30 protein-coding genes are annotated in these 23,425 nt (G+C 65.0%); 20 read left to right on the top strand and 10 right to left on the bottom strand.

Annotated features, from left to right (window positions below; translation table 11 throughout):
• The first annotated feature begins 268 nt into the window (after positions 1-268).
• A complete protein-coding gene (locus tag J6525_RS34900; protein WP_092085130.1) occupies positions 269-943 on the top strand; it encodes an HAD family hydrolase in 675 nt (224 codons plus the stop codon).
• A gap of 213 nt (positions 944-1,156) precedes the next feature.
• Positions 1,157-1,897 carry a hypothetical protein gene (locus J6525_RS34895; protein WP_092085128.1) on the top strand — a complete coding sequence of 247 codons (741 nt, stop codon included), beginning with the start codon at positions 1,157-1,159 and terminating at the stop codon, positions 1,895-1,897.
• Positions 1,898-1,916: 19 nt separating this feature from the next.
• Here J6525_RS34895 and J6525_RS34890 read toward each other — a convergent pair whose 3' ends face one another.
• Entirely contained in the window at positions 1,917-2,513 is a 597-nt protein-coding gene (locus J6525_RS34890) for a TetR/AcrR family transcriptional regulator (protein WP_092085126.1), read from the bottom strand.
• An 88-nt stretch (positions 2,514-2,601) separates the two neighbouring features.
• On the opposite strand from J6525_RS34890, the gene J6525_RS34885 reads away from it, so the two are divergent.
• Positions 2,602-3,393 (top strand): crotonase/enoyl-CoA hydratase family protein, encoded by a 792-nt coding sequence (locus J6525_RS34885; RefSeq protein ID WP_092085124.1) that lies wholly within the window; start codon positions 2,602-2,604, stop codon positions 3,391-3,393.
• 118 nt (positions 3,394-3,511) lie between these two features.
• On the opposite strand, the gene J6525_RS34880 is transcribed toward J6525_RS34885, so the two are convergent.
• The gene (locus J6525_RS34880; protein ID WP_092085122.1) at positions 3,512-4,219 is read right to left on the bottom strand and encodes a glutathione binding-like protein; all 708 of its coding nucleotides are present in this window, start codon (positions 4,217-4,219) and stop codon (positions 3,512-3,514) included.
• Between J6525_RS34880 and J6525_RS34875 the strand changes: the two genes are divergently transcribed.
• From J6525_RS34875 to J6525_RS34865, 3 genes are read left to right on the top strand one after another with little or no spacing between them, the layout of a single operon-like run.
• Positions 4,218-4,397: a hypothetical protein gene (locus J6525_RS34875; protein WP_092085120.1), complete on the top strand. Its 180-nt coding sequence runs from the start codon at positions 4,218-4,220 to the stop codon at positions 4,395-4,397. The genes J6525_RS34880 and J6525_RS34875 overlap by 2 nt on opposite strands.
• Positions 4,398-4,445: 48 nt before the next feature.
• Positions 4,446-5,561 carry an MBL fold metallo-hydrolase gene (locus J6525_RS34870; RefSeq protein ID WP_092085118.1) on the top strand — a complete coding sequence of 372 codons (1,116 nt, stop codon included), beginning with the start codon at positions 4,446-4,448 and terminating at the stop codon, positions 5,559-5,561.
• A complete protein-coding gene (locus J6525_RS34865; RefSeq protein ID WP_092085116.1) occupies positions 5,558-6,214 on the top strand; it encodes an SCO family protein in 657 nt (218 codons plus the stop codon). Before J6525_RS34870 ends, J6525_RS34865 begins: the two co-directional genes overlap by 4 nt.
• 168 nt (positions 6,215-6,382) lie before the next feature.
• Here J6525_RS34865 and J6525_RS34860 read toward each other — a convergent pair whose 3' ends face one another.
• The gene (locus tag J6525_RS34860; RefSeq protein WP_092085244.1) at positions 6,383-6,616 is read right to left on the bottom strand and encodes a hypothetical protein; all 234 of its coding nucleotides are present in this window, start codon (positions 6,614-6,616) and stop codon (positions 6,383-6,385) included.
• A gap of 285 nt (positions 6,617-6,901) precedes the next feature.
• On the opposite strand from J6525_RS34860, the gene J6525_RS34855 reads away from it, so the two are divergent.
• The 7 genes from J6525_RS34855 (at position 6,902) to J6525_RS34825 (ending at position 14,567) form a co-directional block, all read left to right on the top strand.
• The gene (locus J6525_RS34855) at positions 6,902-7,804 is read left to right on the top strand and encodes a LysR substrate-binding domain-containing protein (RefSeq protein ID WP_018273588.1); all 903 of its coding nucleotides are present in this window, start codon (positions 6,902-6,904) and stop codon (positions 7,802-7,804) included.
• On the top strand, positions 7,797-9,017 hold the full coding sequence (locus tag J6525_RS34850) for an NAD(P)-binding domain-containing protein (RefSeq protein ID WP_225648048.1): 1,221 nt from the start codon (positions 7,797-7,799) through the stop codon (positions 9,015-9,017). The genes J6525_RS34855 and J6525_RS34850 overlap by 8 nt, the downstream gene beginning before the upstream one ends.
• Positions 9,018-9,184: 167 nt before the next feature.
• The gene (locus tag J6525_RS34845; protein ID WP_225648047.1) at positions 9,185-10,225 is read left to right on the top strand and encodes an acyltransferase family protein; all 1,041 of its coding nucleotides are present in this window, start codon (positions 9,185-9,187) and stop codon (positions 10,223-10,225) included.
• Between the two features lie 460 nt (positions 10,226-10,685).
• Complete coding sequence (locus tag J6525_RS34840; RefSeq protein WP_038377734.1) at positions 10,686-10,922, top strand: hypothetical protein; 237 nt, start codon at positions 10,686-10,688, stop codon at positions 10,920-10,922.
• Positions 10,919-11,122 carry a hypothetical protein gene (locus J6525_RS34835; protein ID WP_376708598.1) on the top strand — a complete coding sequence of 68 codons (204 nt, stop codon included), beginning with the start codon at positions 10,919-10,921 and terminating at the stop codon, positions 11,120-11,122. Before J6525_RS34840 ends, J6525_RS34835 begins: the two co-directional genes overlap by 4 nt.
• Positions 11,123-11,234: 112 nt before the next feature.
• Complete coding sequence (uvrB, locus tag J6525_RS34830) at positions 11,235-14,147, top strand: excinuclease ABC subunit UvrB (protein WP_225648046.1); 2,913 nt, start codon at positions 11,235-11,237, stop codon at positions 14,145-14,147.
• Between the two features lie 3 nt (positions 14,148-14,150).
• The gene (locus J6525_RS34825; protein WP_225648045.1) at positions 14,151-14,567 is read left to right on the top strand and encodes a pyridoxamine 5'-phosphate oxidase family protein; all 417 of its coding nucleotides are present in this window, start codon (positions 14,151-14,153) and stop codon (positions 14,565-14,567) included.
• Between the two features lie 27 nt (positions 14,568-14,594).
• Here J6525_RS34825 and J6525_RS34820 read toward each other — a convergent pair whose 3' ends face one another.
• The 4 genes from J6525_RS34820 to J6525_RS34805 form a co-directional block, all read right to left on the bottom strand.
• A complete protein-coding gene (locus J6525_RS34820) occupies positions 14,595-15,095 on the bottom strand; it encodes a GNAT family N-acetyltransferase (protein WP_225648044.1) in 501 nt (166 codons plus the stop codon).
• A 274-nt stretch (positions 15,096-15,369) separates the two neighbouring features.
• Positions 15,370-15,561 carry a hypothetical protein gene (locus tag J6525_RS34815; RefSeq protein WP_172646835.1) on the bottom strand — a complete coding sequence of 64 codons (192 nt, stop codon included), beginning with the start codon at positions 15,559-15,561 and terminating at the stop codon, positions 15,370-15,372.
• An 82-nt stretch (positions 15,562-15,643) separates the two neighbouring features.
• A complete protein-coding gene (locus J6525_RS34810; protein WP_225648043.1) occupies positions 15,644-15,889 on the bottom strand; it encodes a hypothetical protein in 246 nt (81 codons plus the stop codon).
• 418 nt (positions 15,890-16,307) lie between these two features.
• Positions 16,308-17,426 (bottom strand): alpha/beta fold hydrolase, encoded by a 1,119-nt coding sequence (locus J6525_RS34805; protein ID WP_225648042.1) that lies wholly within the window; start codon positions 17,424-17,426, stop codon positions 16,308-16,310.
• A 312-nt stretch (positions 17,427-17,738) separates the two neighbouring features.
• On the opposite strand from J6525_RS34805, the gene J6525_RS34800 reads away from it, so the two are divergent.
• The 6 genes from J6525_RS34800 to J6525_RS34775 all read left to right on the top strand — a co-directional run bounded on the left by J6525_RS34800 (position 17,739) and on the right by J6525_RS34775 (position 21,390).
• Positions 17,739-18,209, top strand: coding sequence for a nuclear transport factor 2 family protein (locus J6525_RS34800; RefSeq protein ID WP_092085098.1), 471 nt, complete (start codon positions 17,739-17,741; stop codon positions 18,207-18,209).
• Between the two features lie 60 nt (positions 18,210-18,269).
• Entirely contained in the window at positions 18,270-18,530 is a 261-nt protein-coding gene (locus J6525_RS34795) for a hypothetical protein (protein ID WP_028336038.1), read from the top strand.
• A 284-nt stretch (positions 18,531-18,814) separates the two neighbouring features.
• Positions 18,815-19,249, top strand: a complete 435-nt coding sequence (locus J6525_RS34790) for a nuclear transport factor 2 family protein (RefSeq protein WP_026193357.1) — start codon at positions 18,815-18,817, stop codon at positions 19,247-19,249.
• A 255-nt stretch (positions 19,250-19,504) separates the two neighbouring features.
• Positions 19,505-20,446 carry a hypothetical protein gene (locus tag J6525_RS34785; RefSeq protein WP_225648041.1) on the top strand — a complete coding sequence of 314 codons (942 nt, stop codon included), beginning with the start codon at positions 19,505-19,507 and terminating at the stop codon, positions 20,444-20,446.
• Between the two features lie 155 nt (positions 20,447-20,601).
• Complete coding sequence (locus J6525_RS34780) at positions 20,602-21,024, top strand: hypothetical protein (protein WP_050382841.1); 423 nt, start codon at positions 20,602-20,604, stop codon at positions 21,022-21,024.
• 225 nt (positions 21,025-21,249) lie between these two features.
• A complete protein-coding gene (locus J6525_RS34775; protein WP_225648040.1) occupies positions 21,250-21,390 on the top strand; it encodes a hypothetical protein in 141 nt (46 codons plus the stop codon).
• Between the two features lie 106 nt (positions 21,391-21,496).
• Here J6525_RS34775 and J6525_RS34770 read toward each other — a convergent pair whose 3' ends face one another.
• From J6525_RS34770 to J6525_RS34760, 3 genes are all read right to left on the bottom strand, one after another.
• Positions 21,497-21,640, bottom strand: coding sequence for a hypothetical protein (locus J6525_RS34770; RefSeq protein WP_016841369.1), 144 nt, complete (start codon positions 21,638-21,640; stop codon positions 21,497-21,499).
• 172 nt (positions 21,641-21,812) lie between these two features.
• Positions 21,813-22,295, bottom strand: coding sequence for a MaoC family dehydratase (locus J6525_RS34765; protein ID WP_225648039.1), 483 nt, complete (start codon positions 22,293-22,295; stop codon positions 21,813-21,815).
• Between the two features lie 8 nt (positions 22,296-22,303).
• On the bottom strand, positions 22,304-22,762 hold the full coding sequence (locus J6525_RS34760; RefSeq protein WP_057019033.1) for a MaoC family dehydratase: 459 nt from the start codon (positions 22,760-22,762) through the stop codon (positions 22,304-22,306).
• A gap of 317 nt (positions 22,763-23,079) precedes the next feature.
• Between J6525_RS34760 and J6525_RS34755 the strand changes: the two genes are divergently transcribed.
• Positions 23,080-23,376 carry a DUF4282 domain-containing protein gene (locus tag J6525_RS34755; RefSeq protein WP_026193358.1) on the top strand — a complete coding sequence of 99 codons (297 nt, stop codon included), beginning with the start codon at positions 23,080-23,082 and terminating at the stop codon, positions 23,374-23,376.
• The last annotated feature ends 49 nt before the right edge of the window (positions 23,377-23,425 follow it).

The following is a 23,425-nucleotide window of genomic DNA, read 5'->3' as shown; positions in this document are numbered from 1 at the left end:
CATAGCGCGGTCCGGGATGAACCCGAGATTAATTCGCGCATTAAATCGCGGTTAGAATGGACCTCTCGTCAAACGATCGTTCCGAACCAGCATCTCCGCGCCGGCTTGCCTGCACGGCATGCGGCAGCGAATTTTCCTGCTCGCTCACGGGAGCATGCTGGTGCTCCGATGAGAGTTTTCGCCTGCCGATGCCGACCGATAGCGGCGACTGCCTGTGCCCCGCATGCTTGCGGAAGCTCGCGGAACAGCAAGCAGCGGTGAGCGCCACGTGAAGGCACGCTGGACCGTCGACGCCGTCCTGCTCGACATGGACGGCACGCTGCTCGACACCGAGAAGGTCTACTTCGACAGCCTGGTCGCGGCGCTGAACGTGTGCGGCTACACCGACGACGTCGTCGCGCTGTGCCATTCCATGGTCGGCCTTCCCGGCCCGGTCTGCGAGGCGATGCTGCGCGATCATTACGGCGCGACGTTTCCGCTGGAGGCGGTCAACCTGGCCTTCCTTGAACATCGCGATCGGATGATGCAGTCGGGCCTGCCGCTCAAATCAGGCACGCTCGATCTGCTCGATGCGCTCGCGCTTGCGCAGCGCCCGATGGCGATCGTCACCTCGTCCTCGCGCCGCTCGGCCGAACGCAACCTGACGCTTGCCGGCATCCGAGATCGTTTCGGCACGCTGCTGACGCTTGACGATGTCGCGCAGGGCAAGCCGGATCCCGAGCTCTATCTCAAGGCCGCCGCGCGGCTTGGCGTGACGCCGGCAGCCTGCATTGCGGTGGAAGACTCCAACCACGGCGTGGCGGCGGCCCACGCCGCCGGCGCGATCACGCTGATGGTGCCGGACATGGCGCCACCGACCGAAGCGACCCGTGCAAAATGCGCGGCCGTGCTGCCGGACCTCAACGCGGTGCTGGCGCTGCTGCAGGAGCGCGGCGCGCTTTAATCGTCATTGCGAGCGAAGCGAGGCAATCCATCGTCCCGCATATGCGGAGCGATGGATTGCTTCGTCGCTTCGGCGCAAAATTGCTTTGCCGCCCGCAAGATTAACGACGAATGCTCGCGGAGCGTGCATCAGGGACTCGATTACGCTACGGTTCAGAGGCAGCGGGACAATCTTCGACTTCCGACGATGCCGTGCATGTGAGCAACATTTTCGATGATCAAGCGCGGCCTGTCAGTCTTCGATCCGCCCAACGACCTGCTCGACACCTCCGGGGTGACACCCAAGCTCGGTGAGGACGAGCGCGTTCTCTGGATTGGCACGCCGGGATGGTTCAGCAGCTTTTTCTGCACAGCCTCATTTGTAACCGTGGGCGCTCTTGTTTTGGCGCTTATCGCCTACCACGGGATTTACTCGCTAACGCCAGAACAATACGCCATTGAAGGACTTGTCAGGAGGCGATGGATAGTTGTCGGTGCGCTGGTCTTTTTTGCTTTCATACCTCAACTGACCGCGCTGCGCGTGGGCGGAGCTTTTGTTTATATTCTTACGATGAAGCGAATGATCGTCAGAGTAGACAGGACAATATTCCTCGTCAGATTATTCAGGTACTTCGGGAACGTCGCAGATGCGGACGGCTTCGCCGCATATGATTTGAGATACCTCAACGGCGCGTGCGTCCATGCCGGCTTGTGGAGCTACGGAAATGTAAGCGTCCGGTACACCGTCGGCTCACTCGGCGAGGTCAGGGGAGACTTGAGCACATATGCATCCAAGCCGTTCTTTTTTCGCGACCGCCGCTACGTGAAAGTTTTCTATCGCAAGCTTGCCTGCTTTCATATGGCCGAGACGTTTTGCAACGTGTATTTCGGGATCAAGGATGTAGGCAGGCTTGGTGACGTTCTGAATGATCAATGCGCGGCTCGCCTTGAGCGCATCGCTCCCCTGCAACACTAGCGAGACGAACGTGCAAACCTCACCCTCGCTTACGCCGCGGTCTCGCCAGCGCCGCCTCGATCAGCGTGCGTGCCGCCTCGCCGGCCGTCTCCATATAGCTCGCGTCGCGGTGCAGCAGCACGACGGCGAATGATCCGTCCAGCAGCAAGAGGGTCTGCCGCGCCAGCTTGAGCGGATCGGCGATGCCCTGCTCCGCGAAGGTCGCGCCCAGCCAGTCCTCGAACTTCTTCTTGTGCGCGGCGCCGATCCTGATCGCGGGATGCCCGGGCATGTTGGCGAGTTCGGCGGAGGTGCGCAGGAAGCCGCAGCCCTTCCACTTCGGATGCCGCGCCGAGCGCGCGAGGTTCCTGAAGATCGCCTCGACCTTCACCGGCAGGCCACCCTCGGCCTCCGCGAACCACTTTCGGAACAGCGCGAGATTGGGCTGGTCGCGCGCGGCGAGATAGGCAGCGACCAGATCGTCCTTGCTCTTGAAGTGATAGTACAGCGTGCGCTTGGTGAGGCCGGCCTTGGCGGCGACCTCGTCGACGCTGACGCGGCGAATGCCTTCATTGTAGAACAGCGCGCTCGCCGCCTCGACGATGCGCTCGCGGGTGGGCTCGGAGGGTCTGGGCATTCTGCGTATGTATACTAACCAGTGAATATACACAAATTGCGGCTGGCCCTACATTCGGCCGGGACACACAAATGCTGGAGACTGCATCATGCCCGCCCCCATCCTGCTCGAGATCACCGACGGGATCGCTCTGATCACCCTGAACCGTCCGGAGCAGCTCAACGCGCTGAATTATGCGCTGATCGATCAGCTGATGGCCGCGCTCGACCGCATCGAGGGCGACACTGAGGTGCGCGCCGTGATCCTGACCGGCGCCGGCGAGCGCGCCTTCTCGGCCGGCGCCGACATCAAGGAGTTTTCCGAGAGCGTCAAGCAGGGCTCCGCCGTCGCGGTGCGCGACTTCGTCCGCCGCGGCCAGGCCATGACCGCGCGGCTCGAGGCATTCAAGAAGCCCGTGATCGCCGCGGTCAACGGGCTCGCCTTCGGCGGCGGCTGCGAGATCACCGAGGCGGTGCATCTCGCTGTCGCCAGCGACCGCGCGCAATTTGCAAAGCCCGAGATCAAGCTCGGCATGCCGCCGACCTTCGGCGGCACGCAGCGACTGCCACGGCTGGCGGGACGCAAGCGCGGACTTGAATTGCTGCTGACGGGCGATCCGTTCCCGCCCGAGCATGCGCGCGAGATCGGGCTGGTCAATCAGGTCGTGCCGCACGATCAGCTGCTGACCGCCGCGCGCGAACTCGCCGGCCGGATCACCAGGCATTCGCCCGGATCGGTCGCCGGCACCATCACAGCGGTGACTCGCGGGCTCAACATGCCGATTGCCGAGGGCCTTTTGGTCGAGAGCGAGCAGTTCGCCGCGCTGGTGCCGGGCCGCGATCTCGCCGAGGGGCTCGCGGCGTGGAAGGAACGGCGGCCGGCGAGGTATGTCGGGGCTTGAAAACCCGCGAGTGCTACATCCGTCATTGCGAGCGAAGCGAAGCAATCCATCGACCCGCATACGCGGAAAGATGGATTGCTTCGTCGCTTCGCTCCTCGCAATGACGGAGGAGTTCGCCCTACCGCACCACCGCCGCGGTCTGCCCGAACAGCAACTTGCGCTCTTCCTCGGTGCGGATCGCGGGCTGGCCGAAATTCGGGTTGACCTCCTTCGCCTTGGCATAGGCGCGCTCGGTCGCGGGGCGCTTGCCGATCGTCTCTAGCCAGCGCTTCAGATGCGGGAAATCGTCGATCTCCTGGCCCTGGTTCTTGTAGGGCACGACCCAGGGATAGCTCGCCATGTCGGCGATCGAATAATCGCCGGCGACGAATTCGCGGTCGGCGAGCCGCTTGTTGAGCACGCCGTACAGCCGGTTGGTCTCGTTGACATAGCGGTCGATCGCGTAAGGCAGCTTCTCGACGGCGTAGTTGCGGAAGTGGTGGTTCTGCCCCGCCATCGGCCCGAGCCCGCCCATCTGCCAGAACGTCCACTGGATCGCGTCATAGCGGCCATGGATATCGGCCGGCAGGAATTGTCCGGTCTTCTCGGCGAGATAAAGCAGGATCGCGCCGGACTCGAACAGCTGTAGCGGCTTGCCACCGCCCTTCGGCGCGTGATCGAGAATTGCGGGGATGCGGTTGTTCGGCGCGATCTGCAAAAAGTCCGGCTTGAACTGATCGCCTTTGCCGATGTTCACCGGGAAAATCCTGTACTCCAATCCGGTCTCCTCAAGGAACATCGTTACCTTGTGACCGTTCGGCGTGGACCAGTAGTGAAGGTCGATCATGGGCGTGATCCTGCATTGCCAGGGACTGCCGATGTCGTGCATCGGCGAGAAAGATGCGAATGCATTGACTTGGGCGCATAACCGCACCCAAGTCAATGGCGCCCGCATTGCAGCGCGCGCGAATGTGATCTGCGGCCAGCGCAAGTGCCCGATTGAGCCGCGTCCCGATTGCTCCTAGGCTCAACGTGTTTGGTATTGAAAAGTTTTCAAAACACGGGGGATTGCGATGACACGGGATTTGGCACGACGTGATTTCCTGAAAGGCTCAGCGGCGATCGCCGGCGCCGCAGCCGCGGGCGCCTTCTCCTGCGTCGAGATCGCGAGCGCCGCACCGATCGAGGTGCCGACCGTCGACAAGCTCTCGATCCGCGTGCTGGTCGATTCCAGCTTCGATTTGTTCTTCAAACCGAAGCAGGCCGGCGGCGTCACCATCGCGCCGCCGCCGCGCTCCGCCGACTACCAGAAGTCGCTGCACAATGAATGGGGCCTGTCGCTGTGGTTGGAGTCGGAGGCCAAGGGCGCGCAGCGCACGCTGATGCTCGACTACGGCTACACGCCGGAGGTGCTGCTCAACAACATGGCGCTGGTCGGCGTCGACCCGGCGAAGCTCGATGGGCTGATCGTGAGCCACGGCCACTACGACCATTTCGGCGGCCTCAACGGCTTCCTCGACAAATTCCGTGATAAACTACCGGCCGACGTGAAGCTCTATGCCGGCGGCGAGGACAATTTCTGCCATCGCGTCAGCGCAACGCCGACCAAGGGCCAGTTCAACGATTTCGGCACGCTCGACCGCCGCCAGCTCGCGGCGCAGCGCGTCACCACGGTGCTGTGCGAGACACCGACCGTGATCGCGGGCCATGCCTTCACCACCGGCAAGATCACCCGCCGCAGCATCGAGCGTGTGCTGCCGCAGACCTGGGTCGAGTTCGGCATCAAGGACGGGCTCGGCTGCAACGCCAGCCACTATCTGCCGGCCGAGATGGACGGCAAGATCGTGCCCGACGAGCACATCCATGAGCACGCCACCTGCTTCAACGTGCGGGATTTCGGCCTCGTCGTGATCTCGTCCTGCGGCCATGTCGGCATCGTCAATTCGGTGAAGCAGGCGCAGGAGGTCTCCGGCGTCCAGAAGGTGCACGCCATCGTCGGCGGCTTCCATCTCGGGCCGGCGCCGAAGGACTACCTCACCGAGGTGGTCGCCGAGATCAGGAAGCTCGACCCCGACGTGCTGATCCCGATGCACTGCTCCGGGCTCAACTTCGTGCAGGAGGCGACCGCGCAGATGGGCGACAAGGTGCTGGTCACGACGACGGGCAGCCGCCTCTCCTTCGGCATATGATCGCCCCGATCCCGCGCGTCATTGCATTCGCTGGCGCGGGCCTGGCATTCGCCGGCGCCGGCCTGTGGCTGACGCTGGCGCCGGTGCTGGCCGGCGATGCGCCGCCGCAATCGGCGCGCTCGGCCGCCGAGATCATGGACATCCTGATGTGGAACAGGGAGCCGGTCGGCGGCCCGTTCGCGCTGACCGATCAGGCCGGCCATGAACGCACCGACAAGGAGTTTCGCGGCAAGCTGATGCTGATCTATTTCGGCTTCACCGCCTGCCCCGACGTCTGCCCGACCGATCTGCAGGCGATCGCCCTGGCGCTCGACAAGCTCGGCCGCGACGGCGACCAGGTGCAACCGATCTTCATCACGGTCGATCCCGAGCGCGACACCGCGGCCCACCTCGCGGAGTACGTGCCGATGTTCCACCCGCGCCTGATCGGACTGACCGGCAAGCTGGATGCGATCCGCAAGCTCGCCGATGCCTACAAGGTCTATTTCGCGCGGGTGCCGCTGAAGGATGCCGCCGACTACACCGTCGATCACACCGCCTACATCTATTTGATGGACCGCGAGGGCAATTATCTCGGATTCTTTCCACCGGGGACGTCAGCCGACCGGATGATCGAGATCATCCGGCCACGGCTCGCCGAACCGGGACGCTAGTGCCGCAACGGCGGTGCCCTCCCTCTCCCGCTTGCGGGGGAGGGTCGGGGTGGGGGTTCTCTCCACGAGTCACATCGTGGAGAGAGCCCCCACCCGGATTGCATCTGCGATGCAATCCGACCTCCCCCGCAAGCGGGAGAGGTGAAGAAGGCATCGACTGGTTTCGCATCACTGCATCCGCCCGTGCGCGCGCAAGAATGTCTCGCCGCTTTCCGTCACCATTACCCGTATGCCCTCGACCGAGGGACGGCGCGCGACGTAGCCGCGATCGACGGCGTCCTCCCAGATCGTCAGCCGCGGGCATGAGGTGCGCCAGACCTCGAGCACCTCGGCATAAGGCCGCGGCTCGCGCGCCACCCATTCCACGAGATCGAGCACCAGGCTATCCGCCGTCTCTGCCATCATACATCTCCCGCAAGTCGTGATCGTGCGCCCCTTCTCCCCGCCTGCGGGGAGAAGGTCGGGATGAGGGGGAGTCTCCACGAGGGCGGTTACAGTGGGACTCGCGGAGACTCCCCCTCACCCGGATCGCATCTGGCGATGCGATCCGACCTCTCCCCGCAAGCGAGGCGAGGTACGTCAACCGCGCCGCATTAGCCCAAATCACAGCAACCATATTTCTGCGCCGCTTGGCCTCTTCCGGCAAACTGAGTTATCTTGACCTTGCATCAGTTTTCCTGAGGGTTCATGCGGCGGCTGCTCTTTCTCAACGGCATCAAGGCGTTCGAAGCGGCGGCGCGGACCGGCAGCTTCGCGGCGGCGGGCAGCGAGCTCAATGTCTCGGCCGCCGCGATCAGCCGGATGGTGCATCTGCTCGAGGAGCGGCTCGGCGTCGCGCTGTTCGAGCGCAAGGCCAACCGCCTCGTCACCACGCCGGCCGGCCGCGCCTATCAGGGCGGGCTGACGCCGATCTTCGACGCGCTGGCGAGCCTCACCGCGCAGGTCACGGCATCCGCGAGCGCGCGGGTGCTGACCGTCGGCGTCGGACCGACCTTTGCGCTGAAATGGATGATCCCGCACCTCGCCGAGTTCCGCAAAGCGGAGCCCGACATCGAGGTGCGGATCACGACCGGCGGCATGGCGGTGCCGTTCGCCGACGACTGGAGCTGCGGCATCCAGCTCGGCGACGGCCAGTGGCCGGGCCTCGTCGCCGAGCCGTTGTTTGCCGCCGATCTGATGCCGGTGTGCACGGCGCGGCTCGCCAACACCCTGAAGCGCCCCGCCGACCTCAAGGGCCCGAGCCTGATCCGCGTCGCGCATTCGCCCGACGACTGGCCGTCCTGGCTGAAGGCCGCGGGCGTGCCGCGCCTGACCGCGCGCGGGCCGGAATTCCAGTTCTACGGCCAGGCGCTGCAGGCAGCTAGCGACGGGCTCGGCATCGCGATGGGCATCCGGCCCTATATCGACGACGATCTCGCCGCCGGCCGGCTGGTGGCGCCGTTTGCGCTCAGCGTGCCGAAGGGCATGCGCTGGTATCTGGTCTATCGCGGCTTCCACGCCGAGCAGCGCGATTTCGCCGCGTTCCGGCGCTGGATCATCCGCGCCGCGGCGGAGCCCGCCGCCCGCCGCAAGGGAACGCGCAGTGCCTGACGAGACCGTCGATACGCTGGTGATCGGCGGCGGCCAGGCCGGGCTCACCATGAGCCACCGGCTCAAGCAGCGCGGCATCGCCCATCTGGTGCTGGAGCGGGGTCGCATCGCCGAGCGCTGGCGCAGCGAACGCTGGGACGGATTGATGTTCCAGTTTCCGAACTGGTCGGTGCGGCTGCCGGATTTCGCGTTTCCGCACAGCGATCCCGACGGCTTCTCGGACACCGCTGCCATCATCGCCTTCATCGAGGACTACGCCGCGTTCGTCGCGCCGCCGATCCGCTGCGGTGTCGCGGTCACGAAGCTGCGCCGCGACGCCGGCGGTTTCCTCGCCGAATTTGCCGGCGGCAGCATCGCAGCCCGCAGTGTTGTCATCGCCACCGGCCCCTATCAACGGCCGCTGCGGCCGGACCTCCTGCGCGATCACCCCGGCCTGTTCCAGGTCGATGCCGCCGGCTACAGGAATCCGGCGCAATTGCCTGACGGCGCAGTGCTGGTGGTCGGTGCCGGCGCCTCGGGCGCGCAGATCGCCGAAGAGCTGATGCGCGCCGGCCGCGAGGTCTTCCTCTCGGTCGGACGTCACAACCGCCTGCCGCGCCGCTATCGCGGCCGCGACCTGATCTGGTGGCTGGCCGAAATGGGCATCGACCGGACGCCGGTCGAGCAGCGCGGCCCGTCGCGGCTGCTGCCGGTGATTTCCGGCGCCCATGGCGGCCACACCGTCGATTTCCGCCGCTTCGCCGCCGGCGGCGTGACCCTGCTCGGCCGCGTGACGGCGGCGCGCGACGGCGTGCTGGAGATCGCGCCCGATCTCGCCGCCAACATCGCCAATGGCGACGCCTATTACGCGACGTTCCTCGGGATCGTCGACGACTTCGTCGCGGCGCGCGGCCTCGATCATCCCGAAGATCCCTTGGCGCGCCTCCGCCTGCCCGATCCGCCGTGCCTCACCGCGCCGCTCAATGCGATCGACCTGCGCGCCGCGCGGATCAGGAGCGTGATCTGGGCCACCGGCTACGGTCTCGATCTGAACTGGATCGACATACCGGTGCTGGATGCCGACGGGGCGCCGCGACATCGCCACGGCGTCTCCGACGTGCCGGGCCTCTATTTCCTCGGCCTGCAATGGCTGTCGAAGATGAAATCCTCGTTCCTGTCAGGCGTCGGCGACGATGCCGCGGTGCTCGCCGACCACATCGCCGGCCGCGGCTAGCGGGAGGCGGAAGACCGGGCAATATCGAGCAGCCCGAGGCTGCCGCGGCCGGTAACCTTAGACGAAAGGTCGTTGCTCGCTTCAGTTGTCAACGAAACCGGACGACTGTAAGGGTTGCAAACCACCTCAACGGGTGGCCGCATATTGAAATTGATATCAGGTTGAGCATGGGTCCAATTGCTGGTCCGCGCCCGGAGGAGGATTCTGCCGGGCACCGCTCCGAATCGCTCGATGCGCTAAGGGGCCTCGCGATCTCGGCGGTCATTGCCCGCCACTATTTCGAATTCAAGTACGGCATGCTGGGCGTCGACCTGTTCTTCGTCGTCAGCGGCTTTTTGATCGGCGGCATCCTGCTCGATAGCCGCGAACAGCGCGGTTACTTCTCGTCGTTCTATGGCCGGCGCGCGTTCCGGATCCTGCCGCTGTACTGGCTGCTGCTGTTGATCGCGACGCCCGATCACTGGGGCTATTACCTGTTCTTCCTGCAGGCCGTGCCGTGGTTGCAGTTCGGTTATCCCATGACCGAGCCGACATTCGTCAGCTGGACACTCGCGATCGAGGAGCAGTTTTACCTGATCCTGCCGCTCCTGATCTGGTCGCTGCCGCGGCAATGGCTGGTCCGCGCCCTCTGGTGCGGCGTGCTGATCGCCCCGGTCTGTCGCTGGCTGTTCCACGCGCACCTGCCCGACCTCTCCTGGGAGTTCTTGCTGCCCTGCCGGCTCGACGAGCTGTTCGGCGGCGTTCTGCTGGCGTGCTTTGTGCGCGGCTACTGCCGCTCCCCTCTAGTGTGGACAGCGCTCGCCTGCGTGCCGATGCTTTGCGATCTGACCTATGCGGCGGCGTTTGGACCGTTCTCCTTCCTCGGGATATCGGCGTTCGCCTGCGGCGTCATCGTGTGGGCCGGGATCAACGTACAGAAGACGGTGTTGCTCAAGCCGTTCATCTGGCCCGGGCGCCGCTGCTATGCGCTCTATCTCTTCCACCTGATCGTGCTGAACATCTTCCTGTCCCTCGATTTTGGTGCCTGGTCGGGTCTCATCGCGCTTCCGATCGTCTGCGTCCTTGCCGAGATCAGCTGGCGCGCGATCGAATCCCCGCTCATCGACTACGCGAAACGCCGGTTTGCGCGGGTTCGGCCGGTCGCGCGGCCGGCCTGCGGTCGGTGCGACACAAGAAAGCCCGCGAACGCCGAAGCGTCGCGGGCTTAGCAGGATGGCCGCGCCGCCGGGCATGGCGACGCCGCAGGCACAAACGCTAAAGATTGCCGGCTGGCGGCATTCCCTCGATCATGTGGCGCAACAGGCAGTCGCCTGTTGGGCGTCGAACAGATTGGTCCCGCTCGGTTCATGCTTCGCCGGATGAGCGGTGTGCTCGTTGTACGTCGCTGCACCTCTCCCGCTTGCGGGGGAGGTCGTATCGTATCGAAGATGCGATACGGGTGGGGGCTCTCTCCACACTGTGACTCGTGGAGAGAGCCCCCACCCCAACCCTCCCCCGCAAGCGGGAGAGGGAGCGCACCGCCGTCGCAGCCGCTATTCGACCATCTCCACGCGCTCAGGGGTCCGGGTTCCTTTGCTGCGCGGAAATAAACCCGGCGAGTTGTGAACTGCTTCACATTTGGCGCAACGCGCTCGTGCTTCCTATGAGAAGGGCGTTTCGAGGTCGCACATGATTTACAGCGGTTTTGAGATCAAGTCGTTCGAAGTGGGGAAGGGGCAATGGCACGCCAGGGTTCAACGGGTCGATCAAAGGCCGGTCGTCATCGATGGCATGCTGTTTCCGACGCTCGACATCGGCTTTGCGTGGTCCGATCCGGATGCGGCGATCGCCGACGCGAAGCGGGCTATCGACCGGTTCCCGCAACGCTATGGCATGACAATGCCGGCGGCCGAAGCATCGGCGTGACCGGTAACGTCGTGGTTGCCGTCCCGCAATGCGAGCCGGATCCGGTCTGGCCGGCGCAGGTCCGCACCAGCTGCCCGGAATGTGCCGAATCGCTTTCGCTGCTGCGCGTGATCCCCGGCCGCGCCGCCGAATACTGGACCATGCGCTGCGACGGCTGCGGCGGGATCCATCTCGACATCGTCGACCTGCCGCGGGCCTGAACTCCGCGACGGCGCCCCCTGCTGACACCCTGCTGTCAGCAGCCTCGCCCGTGCAGCCATCCCGCCGCCGTTTACCCTTTTCTCGCTGCCGGACTAGTCCCATATTCGGGGCATGGCGAAGACACCGAACACTCCGAAAAAGCCCGGCAAAACCCCCAAATCCAAAGCACACCGGCCCGAGGTCCTCCCGATCGGGCCCGCGCTTGCCGAATTGCTCAATCCCGCGATCAACCGCGGCGATGCCGGCATGGGTTCGGGCACCGGCCTGCAGCCGCCGCCGGACAATTCCTGGGACCGCCGCGCCGGCGGCGAGGCCGCCGCGCATCGCGCGCGGGCGTCGACGCGCGAGACCAGCGAGGACGTCGCCAGGCGCGATACCTCGGGCCTCGGCGAGGCCCCGCAGGCCAATTACGGCACCTCGGCCACCATCCCAACACTCGATCCGGAACTGGCGCGGCAGCTCGGCCTGCCCACCGCCGAGGACGACGAGGAGGCCCTGGCGCGGCCGCCGCGCAGCAAGATGGAGGCGCTCGGCGTCAAGGCGACCGCCGACGCGCTGGAGATCCTGATCCGCGACGGCCGCCCGGAGTTCCGCAAGGACGACGGCTCGATGCGGGTGTGGACCCCGCACCGGCCGCCGCGCCCGGAGAAATCCGAAGGCGGCGTGCGCTTCGAGATCAAGTCCGACTATCAGCCGAAGGGCGACCAGCCGACCGCGATCGCCGAGCTGGTCGAGGGCATCGACCGCAACGACCGCACCCAGGTGCTGCTCGGCGTCACCGGCTCGGGCAAGACCTACACCATGGCCAAGGTGATCGAGGCGACGCAGCGCCCGGCGCTGATCCTGGCGCCGAACAAGACGCTGGCCGCCCAGCTCTATGGCGAGTTCAAGAACTTCTTCCCCGACAACGCGGTCGAGTATTTCGTCAGCTATTACGACTACTACCAGCCGGAAGCCTACGTCCCGCGCACCGACACCTATATCGAGAAGGATTCCTCGATCAACGAGCAGATCGACCGCATGCGCCACTCGGCAACGCGCGCGCTGCTCGAGCGCGACGACGTCATCATCGTCGCTTCCGTGTCCTGCATCTACGGTATCGGCTCGGTCGAGACCTACACCGCGATGACCTTCGCGCTGAAGAAGGGCGAGCGCATCGACCAGCGGCAGCTCATCGCCGACCTCGTTGCTCTCCAGTACAAGCGCACCCAGGCCGACTTCACCCGCGGCACCTTTCGCGTCCGCGGCGACGTCATCGACATCTTCCCGGCGCACTATGAGGACCGCGCCTGGCGGGTGAACCTGTTCGGCGACACCATCGAAACCATCGAGGAGTTCGATCCGCTCACCGGCCACAAGCAGGACGAGCTCGAATTCATCAAGATGTACGCCAACTCGCACTATGTGACGCCGCGCCCGACGCTGGTGCAGGCGATCAAGTCGATCAAATCGGAGCTGAAGCAGCGCCTCGACCAGCTCAACGACCAGGGCCGCCTCTTGGAGGCACAGCGACTCGAGCAGCGCACCACCTTCGATCTCGAGATGATGGAGGCGACCGGAAGCTGCGCCGGCATCGAGAACTATTCGCGCTATCTCACCGGGCGCCGCCCCGGCGAACCGCCGCCGACGCTGTTCGAATATGTACCGGACAACGCGCTGATCTTCGCCGACGAGAGCCACGTCACCGTGCCGCAGATCGGCGCCATGTTCCGCGGCGACTTCCGCCGCAAGGCGACGCTCGCCGAATACGGCTTCCGCCTGCCCTCCTGCATGGACAACCGGCCGCTCCGCTTCGAGGAGTGGGACATGATGCGACCGCAGACGGTGGCGGTGTCGGCGACGCCGAGCGGCTGGGAGCTGAACGAAAGCGGCGGCGTGTTCGTCGAGCAGGTGATCCGTCCGACCGGCCTCATCGACCCGCCGGTCGACATCCGCCCTGCCCGCACCCAGGTCGACGATCTCGTCGGCGAGGTGCGCGCGACGGCGGCAGCCGGCTATCGCTCGCTGATCACGGTGCTCACCAAGCGCATGGCGGAGGACCTCACCGAATATCTGCATGAGCAGGGCATCCGCGTCCGCTACATGCACTCGGACATCGACACCATCGAGCGCATTGAGATCATCCGCGATCTCCGCCTCGGCGCGTTCGACGCGCTGGTCGGCATCAACCTGTTGCGCGAGGGCCTCGACATTCCCGAATGCGCGCTGGTCGCGATCCTCGACGCCGACAAGGAAGGTTTTCTGCGCAGCGAGACCTCGCTGATCCAGACCATCGGCCGCGCCGCGCGCAACGTCGACGGCAAGGTGATCCTCTATGCCGACAGCATGACCGGCTCGATGGAGCGCGCGATGGCCGAGACCACGCGGCGCCGCGAGAAGCAGGTCGAGTACAACGAGGCCAACGGCATCACGCCGGAGAGCGTGAAGAAGTCGATCGGCGACATCCTCAACTCCGTCTACGAGCGCGATCACGTGCTGGTGGAGATCGGCGACGGCGGCATGGCCGACGACGTGATCTCGATCGGGCATAATTTCGAGGCCGTGCTGAGCGACCTCGAAACACGGATGCGCGAGGCCGCGGCCGATTTGAACTTCGAGGAGGCTGCCCGACTGCGCGACGAGGTCAAGCGGCTGCGCGCCACCGAGATGGCCGTGGTCGACGACCCCACCGCCAAGCAGCGCAACGTGCAGAAGCAGGCCGGCGCCTATGCCGGCACCCGAAAATACGGCGATGCCGCCAACCTGCCGGTCAGCGCATTGAAGAACAAGTCGGCGCAGACCTCGCTCAAGGCGAGCCGCGGCGGCAAGTCCGGCTCACGCATCCACAAGCCCGATCTCGACGAGATGCACGGCCCGGAATCGCTGCCCTTCCGCCCGAGCGGCGCGCTGCCGGCAAAGCCGTTCGGCACCACGAGCCGCATCATCCAGCCGACCGACTCGCGGCAGTCGGGGCCGGAGTTCGGCCCGTCGCCGCGGTCGAGCGGCGGCGCGCCGGGCAAGCGGGGCGGGTGGAAGAAAAGGTAGATCATGACGCGCGCCGAGCTGCTCGCCTTCCTGCGGATGCATCGGCTCGCGGTGGTCAGCACGGTTCACAACGGCGCGCCCCAGGCGGCGGTTGTCGGGATCGCGGTCAGCGACAATCTCGAGATCATCTTCGACACGCTGACCACCTCGCGCAAATACCAGAACCTCCGCGCCGATCCGCGCGCGGCATTGGTGATCGGTTGGGACGCCGAGCAGACCGCACAGGTCGAGGGCGTCGCGGACTTCCCGAGCGGCGCGGAGCTCATCGCCTGCAAGCAGGTGTATTTCGCGGCGTGGCCCGACGGCCCGACGCGCGAGACATGGCCGAACATCGGCTATGTGCGGATACGGCCGAACTGGGCCCGGTTCAGCGATTTCGGCGCGGTCCCGGCGCGGATCGAGGAAATGACTCTGCCGTAAGTCACGTCGTCTTGAGGCGGTACCTGATCACGTCACATCGAACACCGCATGGTACTTCACATCCCCCTTCGGCGGCTGACCCTTCAACACCAGCCGCTGAAAGTACGGGCTGGGCTCGCCGCCATAGGTCAGCGCGGGATCGCTGACGAAGCCGAAGCGTCCGTAATAGGCGGGATCGCCGAGCAGGACGCAGCCGTCGGCATTCATCGCCGCGAGGCGAGCAAGTCCCGCGCGGATCAGCGCGTCGCCGGTGCCCTGCCGCTGCATGTCGGGTGCGACCGAGACCGGGCCAAGGCCATGCCAGCGTCCGGCTACGCCATCGATCTGCACCGGCGAGAACGCGACGTGTCCTACGATGCTGCCGTCGTCGGATACAGCGACCAGAGAAATCGTCAGCGCGTCAGCCTGGCGCAGCGCCCCGACGATGCGGGCCTCGGTGCCGCTGCTGTGCGGCGCTGTCGCGAAGGCGGCCGCCGTGATGCGGCTGATCGCGGCGGCGTCTTCGGGGCGTTCGTCCCTGATCTGCATGCTCGCAGATAAGGCCGATCGGCAACAGCGCGCAAGGGAAGCGCAAAGCTCGGGCCAATCATGTCGCGAGAATGCGGAAGTATGACGCACCGGCCGAACCACATATTCGGAAGTCGTCCTGGCGAAAGCCAGGACCTATTACCACCGGCTTTGGTTGTCGGAAGGATTGTGGCCCCAGTGTCGCGCAACAATTCGCATTTGGGGTAATGGATCCTGGCTTTCGCCAGGACGACGTCAAGGGATGTGGCTCCGCTCCGCTTCGCCCCGACCCTACCTACCCCGATCGCTTGTTGCTGGTGTTCTGGGTCAGATTGCCGTGCGCGGCCTGCTCGCGGATGTTGTGTTTCTCGTCGTCGCGATGGCCCTTGGTGGTGTCGATGGGAACGCTGGGGGTGCTGCCGGGGCCCTTGTGGCTCTTGTTGTCATCGGGAACGGGCTGGATGGTCTTTGTCTTTGGTTTCGTCATCATCGTCTCCGTTACGCATGGAGACAACGCTGCCGGTGCGGACGGCGTTCCCGGAACGAGACTTCGTTCCAGGAACGTGGCTTCACAACTGGCCCTGCAGCTTCTCCTGCTGCGCGGGCTGTGACTGCGGCTGCTGCTGGCGCTGCTGCTTGGCGTGATGGCGGCCGTAGAGGCACCCGGCGGCGGCGCCGAGCATGCCGTGATGGCCGGCATAATGACCGGCGACGCCGCCGACGATCGCGCCCTTGATGCAACCCTTGGCGTCGGCAGGCGACGCCAAGGCGAGCGCGCTGACGGCCATGACGGAAGCGAGAACAATCGATTTCATGATGCGGCTCCAATGCAATGCTGCCGCATCAACGGCGCAGCGGCACCGCCGGTTCCGGGAAGATGAGCGGTTCACCATCGCCCCCTCCGTCGGCAACGCGGCGCCGTCGGATTGGCTGTTGTCGAACGCACCGCGACAGCGAGCCGGCGCGATTTCACCGGCCGGCCCCGGAGGAGCTCAAGGCCTCGTGGCCGGCGTCGACGCCGGCTCACCGTCGCGCGGTGCGCGCTCGCATGATTTATTTGGAGACAACCAGGGCGGCGACGGCAAGCGGCATGGTGTTTCTCATACGGAACTCCTGATTGCGGATGCGTCGCCCACGCCGAACCAACCAGGCGCGCGGGCGGAGGTTTCATTAACTCGCGGACAGCTGCCCGCCGCGTGCTCCACGTCTGCGAGACGCGGCCGACTCAGCCGATCAGTTCAGTTTCTTGCCGCCGTCGGTCACGCCGTCGAGGAACACCCCGGTTTCGCGGTTGAGAAACTCGACATCCGCCGGGAAGAAGCCGCCGGCCGAAGCGTGGCCGGTCACGGTGCCCGGGCTGATCGTCTTGATGGTCACGCCTCCGATGTTCTGGCCCATCTGGTTCGGCTCGAATTCGGGGTTGAGCAGGTCCTTGGTGCCGGTGAGGATCAGCGTCTTCGCCTTGATCGAAGCCAGCGCCTTCGCCGTGTCGCCGCCGAACCCGGCCGTGGTGCCGACATCGTGCCGGTCATAGGCCCAGCTCTGGTAGATCCAGTCGTTGGCGTCGAACAGCTTCCACAGCGCGGTCTCCTGCTCGGCCATCCAGGGCAGCACGTCGGGACCGGACTTGAACTGCGCCGCATACATGTCGGGCGTGCGCGCCGCGAGCAGCGCAACGATATCGCGGAACAGCTTGAGGCCCTTCTCCGGCGGCGCCTCGTAATTGCCGTCCTTCCACGCCGGATCGTTCATGATCGCCTTACGCGAGGCCTCCATCACCGCGACCGACCAGGCCGGCGTCTTCGCAAGCGGCACCATCGCAACCAGCGCGTCCATGAAGTCCGGGTGGCTGACGCCCCATTGCAGCGCCTGCATGCCGCCCATCGAGGGGCCGACCACGGCGACGACATGGTCGATGCCGAGCTTCTCCTTCATCAGCCGATACTGCGATTCCACCATGTCGCGGATCGCGAATTTCGGGAACTGCATCCGCGGCTGCGCCTTCGAATTGCTCGGCGACGTGGTCAGCCCGTTGCCGATCGCATCGGTGCAGACGATGAAGTACTTGTCGGGGTCGAGCGCCTTGCCGGGGCCGATCATGAAATCGAGCCGGTGATGATTGCCCGAGATCGCGGTCACCATCAGAATGGCGTTCGACTTCTTCGCGTTCAGCGTGCCGTGGGTGACGTAGGAGATCGAGAAATCCTTGATCGCCTCGCCGCTCTCGAGCTTCAGGTCGCCTTCGTTGTAGAGCTGGTGGGCAGGCTGCTGCGGCGTGTGTGCGAAGGCGGGCGGGATCGCCGGGCATGCCAGCAGCGACAGGATCGCGGCGAAGTGGGTGATGCGCTTCATTGGTCTCTCCCCATCGGGGCGGCTCTGTTCGGCCGCCTTCCGCCGCAAAGCATACGGGCCGGCGGTGCCGCGGCAAGGCCGCGGGCGCGAAGATTTAAGCGGCGCAGGCGCGGAATAAACCGCCGTCTGCAACGCGACGGCCGCCCGTCGTCGCAATGTGCGAACCGGCGCGCCGCATGCATTTTGTGCCACAATGCACGCGCTGGTTGCCGAACCTAATCGCGTCTCGCGCGTCAAACATATGTTGTTTGATTGTGGAATGCTCCGGTTCACAATGCCGGGCCAGAGCGAGTCGGACCGGCGGAGTCGATCATGGGCGAGGATTTGAACCGGCAGCGCGTCTTGAACTTCCTCGACGTCTATTATGCCGGTGGCATCGAGGGCGCGCTCGATCGCTGCAGCGACGACGTCGCGTTTCTCGCCAACGCCCCGATCGACATTCTTCCGCATATGGGCCAGCACCGCGGCAAGGCCGCGCTGCGCCAGATGTGGACCACGATCCACGAGCGCTATTCGGACATGCGCTACGAGGCGCCGATCGTGGTGACCCAGGGCGACAGGGTCGCCGCGCAGCTGCGCGTGTTCTTCCGCAAGCGCAACAACGCCCGCGTGGTGCAGTTCGACGTCGCGGTGTTCTACACGCTGCGCGACGGCAAGATCACCGAGATCCGCGAGATCATCGACACCTTCGACCTCGTCCAGCAGGTGCTGGAGCGCGACGTCGCGGCGGCGCTGACTGGGCACGACGACATCGTGCCCGCAAATTCGCAACGCCGGCGTTGAACCTCGACGGCCCGGCGCTGACTCATTACCGGGCTTGTTGCGGTCGGGGCTGAAATCACCATGAAAATCGCATTGCTCGCTGTGCTTGGCCTGGCGCTGGGCGCCCTTGGCGGCGCCGCCTTCGGCATCGGAGCCGGGCTTAGCTGGATCGGATTGGCCAGAACCTCTGGTATCGACAGCGGAACGCTGGTGTTTTTCACCTTCATGCCGCTCGGCGCCGCGATCGGCGGCATCGGCGGCGCGCTGCTGTTCGCGGTGGTGGCGATCCGCGACGCCGAGATCGTGATCGAGCGGCAACCGGTGCGGCAGCGCGACCGCTGACTTGCGGCGACCGGAGCGTTTTCGCGCGAAGCCTGCCCCGCACGTGACGCGGGGTGGATGCCGGTTCGCATCAAAAAAGCGCGTCGGAACCAGAATCCAGAGGTCGGCGGTCACATTCGGGTAAAATTCGGCGCAATTGTGCCTTGCAAAAAAGTCATTTGCGTTTTTGCCGTTCCGCACTATTTCAGGCCGCAATAGCGATGTGCAGCAACCTGGCAAGGCGTCGGCGCTGACCCCCTGCCATCCGTTTGCGTTTGAAAATCCAGTTTCAGGACAAGGCCAAAATGACAGAGCATAGTCTCTGGCGTTTTTCGCGCGCATTGCATCGCGCGATCAACGAACGCCAGCTCGCAGATATCGAGCCGTTGCTCGACGACGAGGTCGAATGGTCCATCTATGGACCGATCGACCTGTTTTCCTTTTTCGGCGCGCGCCGCGGCAAGGCCGCGGTGCTCGAGGTGATCCGGCAGATCGGCGAGAACCTCAGGGTTCACCGCTTCGACCGGGAACAGATCATGCTCGGCGTGGATTCCGCAGCCTCGATGCTGCGCTATTCGCTGACGGCACTCGACTCCAACAAGCCGATCTCGCTCCGGATCGCGCATTTCGCGCAGTTCAGGGCCGGCAAGCTGACGAGCTTCCGCGTGCTGGTCGACAGTTTCGACCTCGTCGAGCAGACCGTCGGCTACCCGATCCATCTGCCGCGCATCGCGGTCTGACGGCTTTTCGATTTCACGCCTTCGTCATGTCCGGGGCGCTAAAGCGCGAAGCGCGTCTTCGCGTTCAGGCGCCCCGGCAGCGGCGGCCTGTTTTGCCAGCCTCGAACGGCCGCGCTCGGGACGCGCCGCGCGAACGCGCGGCGCGTTTGTCCCGGACATGACGATCACGCGTTGATCACTTGCTTTCAGAGCGCCGATGCCACAATTTTGCGCCACGGCAATGCATGCTGCGGCTCTGGAATTTGCGGGCTGGGAATGACTTTCACATTACGATTTGGCTGGGCAAGGCTGCAGGTGCTGGCAGCCGGCTTCAGCCTGGCGATGGCGCTGCCGGCCGCCGCGCAAACCCCGCCATGGCAGATCGCTCCCGCCGCCCAGGATACCGCAGCTGATAACGCCGAGGCTGCGGCCGACGAGGAGCCGCCGGCGGCCAATGCCAATGACGCCGACATTCTGAAGGACATCGACGAGAGCAAGCTCGACTGGAGCCAGCTCGACACCGATTCCACCAGCCTGCCCACACTGGCGCCGAAGCGCGCGGCGAGGCCCGCCAGCGTCGCCGGCAAGGATCCATCCTGGTCGACCAACAACAACGCCAACGGCTCGTCGGCGGTGTCGGTCAAGCAGTCGATCTCGCCATTCCTCGACACCCGCATCGGCGCCGACATGACGGTCGCAAGGCAAGGCACCATGACGACGTCGGAGCAATTGTCGGAGCGGCTCGCCAATGGCGGCAGCCTGCCGCAGTCCGGCGGCTCGGCCTGGGCCGCGATCTCGACCGGCGGGGTGGCCTCGATCTGGGACAAGACCTCGGTCGAGGCGCGGGTCGATCCCTCCGCCGACCAGAGCAAGGTCGGCACCTCCTTGAGCAAGTCGGTGCCGCTGTCGGAGCAATATTCGCTGACGCTGCAGAACGGCTACAACCTCATCCAGCAGGGCGTGGTCCCGGTGCCCGGCATCATCAGCCACCCCTCGCGCAGCTACGACACCGATCAGTCGGCGAGCCTGTCCGTTAACGACACCGGCACCAGCATCACGGCAGGCCAGACGCTGTCGACCTCCGACGACAGATGGCTGCGCCGGATCGGCGCCGAGCAGAAGCTGTTCGACGGCGTTACCGTCTCCGGCTCGGTCGGCGAGACCTCCCAGGGCACCACCAACAAGAGCATCAGCGCCGGCTACAAGCGCTCATGGTGAACGGTCTGTTAGCTCTATCGCGCTAAATGATCAGGCATTGCCGCAACTTGGCCCAGATGCGGTCAAATTCGGCGGCACTGATAGGTCCGTAACTTCATCAATTCGTCGTGCGGGGGACAAGCCGCGCTTCGCCATTGCGAACAAGGGGAAAGCCGATGAACGCCACCAACCGTACCGAGGAAACCGAAGTCGAAACGACGTCCGAGGTCGACACCAACCTCGCCGCCGTCTCGGAAGTCGAAGCCGGCATCCGCGACTTCGTGCGCAACGATATCGCCTATCTGCGCCGGCCGGTGGCGAGCCCGGAGACCGCGCCGACCGACACCAACACCGATGCCACCGTCAGCAACGTCAACTCGCTGATCCAGCGCGTCGCCGGCACCTCGCTCGCCGAGATCGAGAAGCTGATCGGCGAGCTCGAGAGCCTGCGTGACCTGCTGCATGCCGAGGGCCAGCGCGTCCAGCGCGAGATCTCCGGCTATGCCCAGCTCAGCCAGGCCGCGATGAAGTCGACGCGCATGATCGCCGACAACGTCTCGCAGTGGAAGCGCGCCGCCGACGGCCTGCGCAACAGCTGATACAGCTCAGTTTCCCAAACTGATCGCCGCCGCCTCCTGAACGGGGGGCGGCGGCTTCGCTTTGCGACCTGATTCAGCGCAGAACGATTCGTTATTCAGCGCGGTGTAAACTCCGCGACGTCAATTTTTGCAGAAGCCGATTTGAACTTGGGATGTCGAGCCCGCGTCCAATCCGGAATTCGCGTCCGGACTGCGCCTTGCCGGCATCCATTTGGAGACGAAGTCATGCAGAGCGTCCGGCCGGCTAACGCCGCCGATCCGATTCCGCTGCGCCAGCCGCAGCAGGGCATCGGCACGATCATGATCCGGTTCATCGGCATATTGGCAGCCGCGATGGTCGTGATGGTGCTGATCTGGAATCGTTAGACTGAAGCTTGGAAGAAATGTGACGCAGCCTGCCGACAGATCACATTGAAAAGCGCCATGCACGCCACCTGCGCTCCCTCGAGCGCCGGCAGTTACAGACGGTCGATCAGCGGTCGATGCTCGCAGTGGTCTCGAAGGAATAGTTGCCGTCGGCAAAGCCCTTCACGACCATTCCGGTGGCCAGCATCACCACAACCGTTACCGTCGCGAAGATAATGCCGACGAGTTTCAGCGCGCTGCGATCTGCCATGGTATCCCCAGTCATTCTTGCCAGATGTCCGTGCCCTCAAACCATAAGGCAGGGACAAAGGTTCAGAATGCGTTAGCAAAAACTGAGTTCCACGCAACGCACAACTGCGTCGGCAGCAGAAGTCATTCGCTAACCATGGCGTCCGGGCAACATCAGAGGCGCGCGGGCAACATCAGGAACCGGGATTCCGCCGCGGCACGAAGGCCGTCGCAAGGAACGAGAACACCACCTCATTGCGCTGATTGACGCCGGTGTTGCGGGCCTGAAGGATGCCCCATTCGGGCCGCTTTTCGGACGTGCGCTTGGTCTCGATCTGGTTGGTGAAGCTGATGGTATCGCCTGCCAGCACCGGGCGGATCCAGCGCAGTTCGCGGAAGCCCGGCGAGGGCCCCCAGACCGCGATCTGTTCGCCGCGCGCGGCGGCTTCCGCGGCGAGTCGCTTGCCGTCGGCGACGAGCAGCTTCATGCAGACGCTGGCGACATGCCAGCCCGATGCGGCGAGCCCGCCGAACAGCGAGTTGCGCCCCTCCTCCTCGTCGAGATGGAAGCGCTGCGGATCGAACTGCGCGGCGAACCGCTTGATGTCCTCGGGCGTGAAGGTGAAGCAGCCGAACTCGCGCCGCGCGCCGATCTCGATATCTTCAAAAAAGCGCATGACCTCTCCTATGCGCTCGCGCCGTCGCGGCGGCTGACGATGATCGGCGACTCCATCTCGCACAGCATCTCGCCGCGCGCGTTGCGGATGGTGCCCTTGAAGGTGACGATGCCGGTCTCGGGCCGGCTCTTCGAGACGCGCGCCTCGACGACGTCGACATCCAGCGTCAAATCGTCGCCCGGACGCAGCGGCGCCACCCAGCGCATCTCGTTGACCCCGGGCGAGCCGAGCGAGGCGGTGCGGCCGATGAAGCCGTCGAACAGCATCCGCATCATCAGCGAGCCGAGATGCCAGCCTGAGCCCGACAGGCCGCGGAGCATGGATTTCTTCGCCGCCTCCTCGTCGAGATGCATCGGCTGCGGGTCGAATTCGGCGGCAAAGGCGAGGATTTCCTCGCGTGAAACATGGCGCGGGCCGAACGTGCCGAAGCGGCCGGGCTTGAAGTCTTCGAAGGTCAGCGTGGTCATTGGGTGAGGATATGCCGGAGGGAAGCCCGATTGTGGCCGTTATTTGCGGCAATCACAACCGGCCCACTCGCATAGCTCGCCCCTGGACTGCCGGCGCCCGGTCCGGGGCTCGCTCCAGGCGAGATGGTTTGGGGTTCTGCGGTATCGATCCCTCTGGTCGCGGAGGCGCCTGGCGCCGTGCCGAACCATTGGCCGGCGAAAGCCTCGTCCCGACGGGCGCCTGCGGCGCAGGCTCCCGGGATGAAGTGATCACGCCGGCGGTGACGCAGTAGGATGCATGCGACGCGAATCATATTCGGCTGGCCGGGAGAACCATGATGTTCGATTTCCAGGATCTGTTTCAGTGGGACCGCTTCATCACGCCCACGATCATCAAGACGTTCTACTGGCTGGTGATCGCGGTCATCGTGCTGTTCGGGATCTCCGGCATCCTGTGGAGCCTCACCGCGATGGCGATCAGCCCGTTCGTCGGATTCATCCAGTTGCTCGCGTCGATCGCCAGCGTCTTCGTCGGCATCGTGTTCTCGCGCATCGCTGCCGAGTTCATCCTGATCGTATTCCGGATCAACGAGCATCTCGGCGCGATCCGCGATCGGGACGGCGCAATGCGCTGAGGCTTTCGGCCCCGGCCAAAACGGCCGACCGGCGGGGCCGTGGTTAATC

It is taken from the genome of Bradyrhizobium australafricanum, assembly GCF_020329495.1.
Taxonomy (GTDB): Bacteria; Pseudomonadota; Alphaproteobacteria; order Rhizobiales; family Xanthobacteraceae; genus Bradyrhizobium; species Bradyrhizobium australafricanum.
The sequence above is the reverse complement of the archived record's forward strand: the minus strand, read 5'-3'. Positions and strand labels throughout refer to the sequence as shown.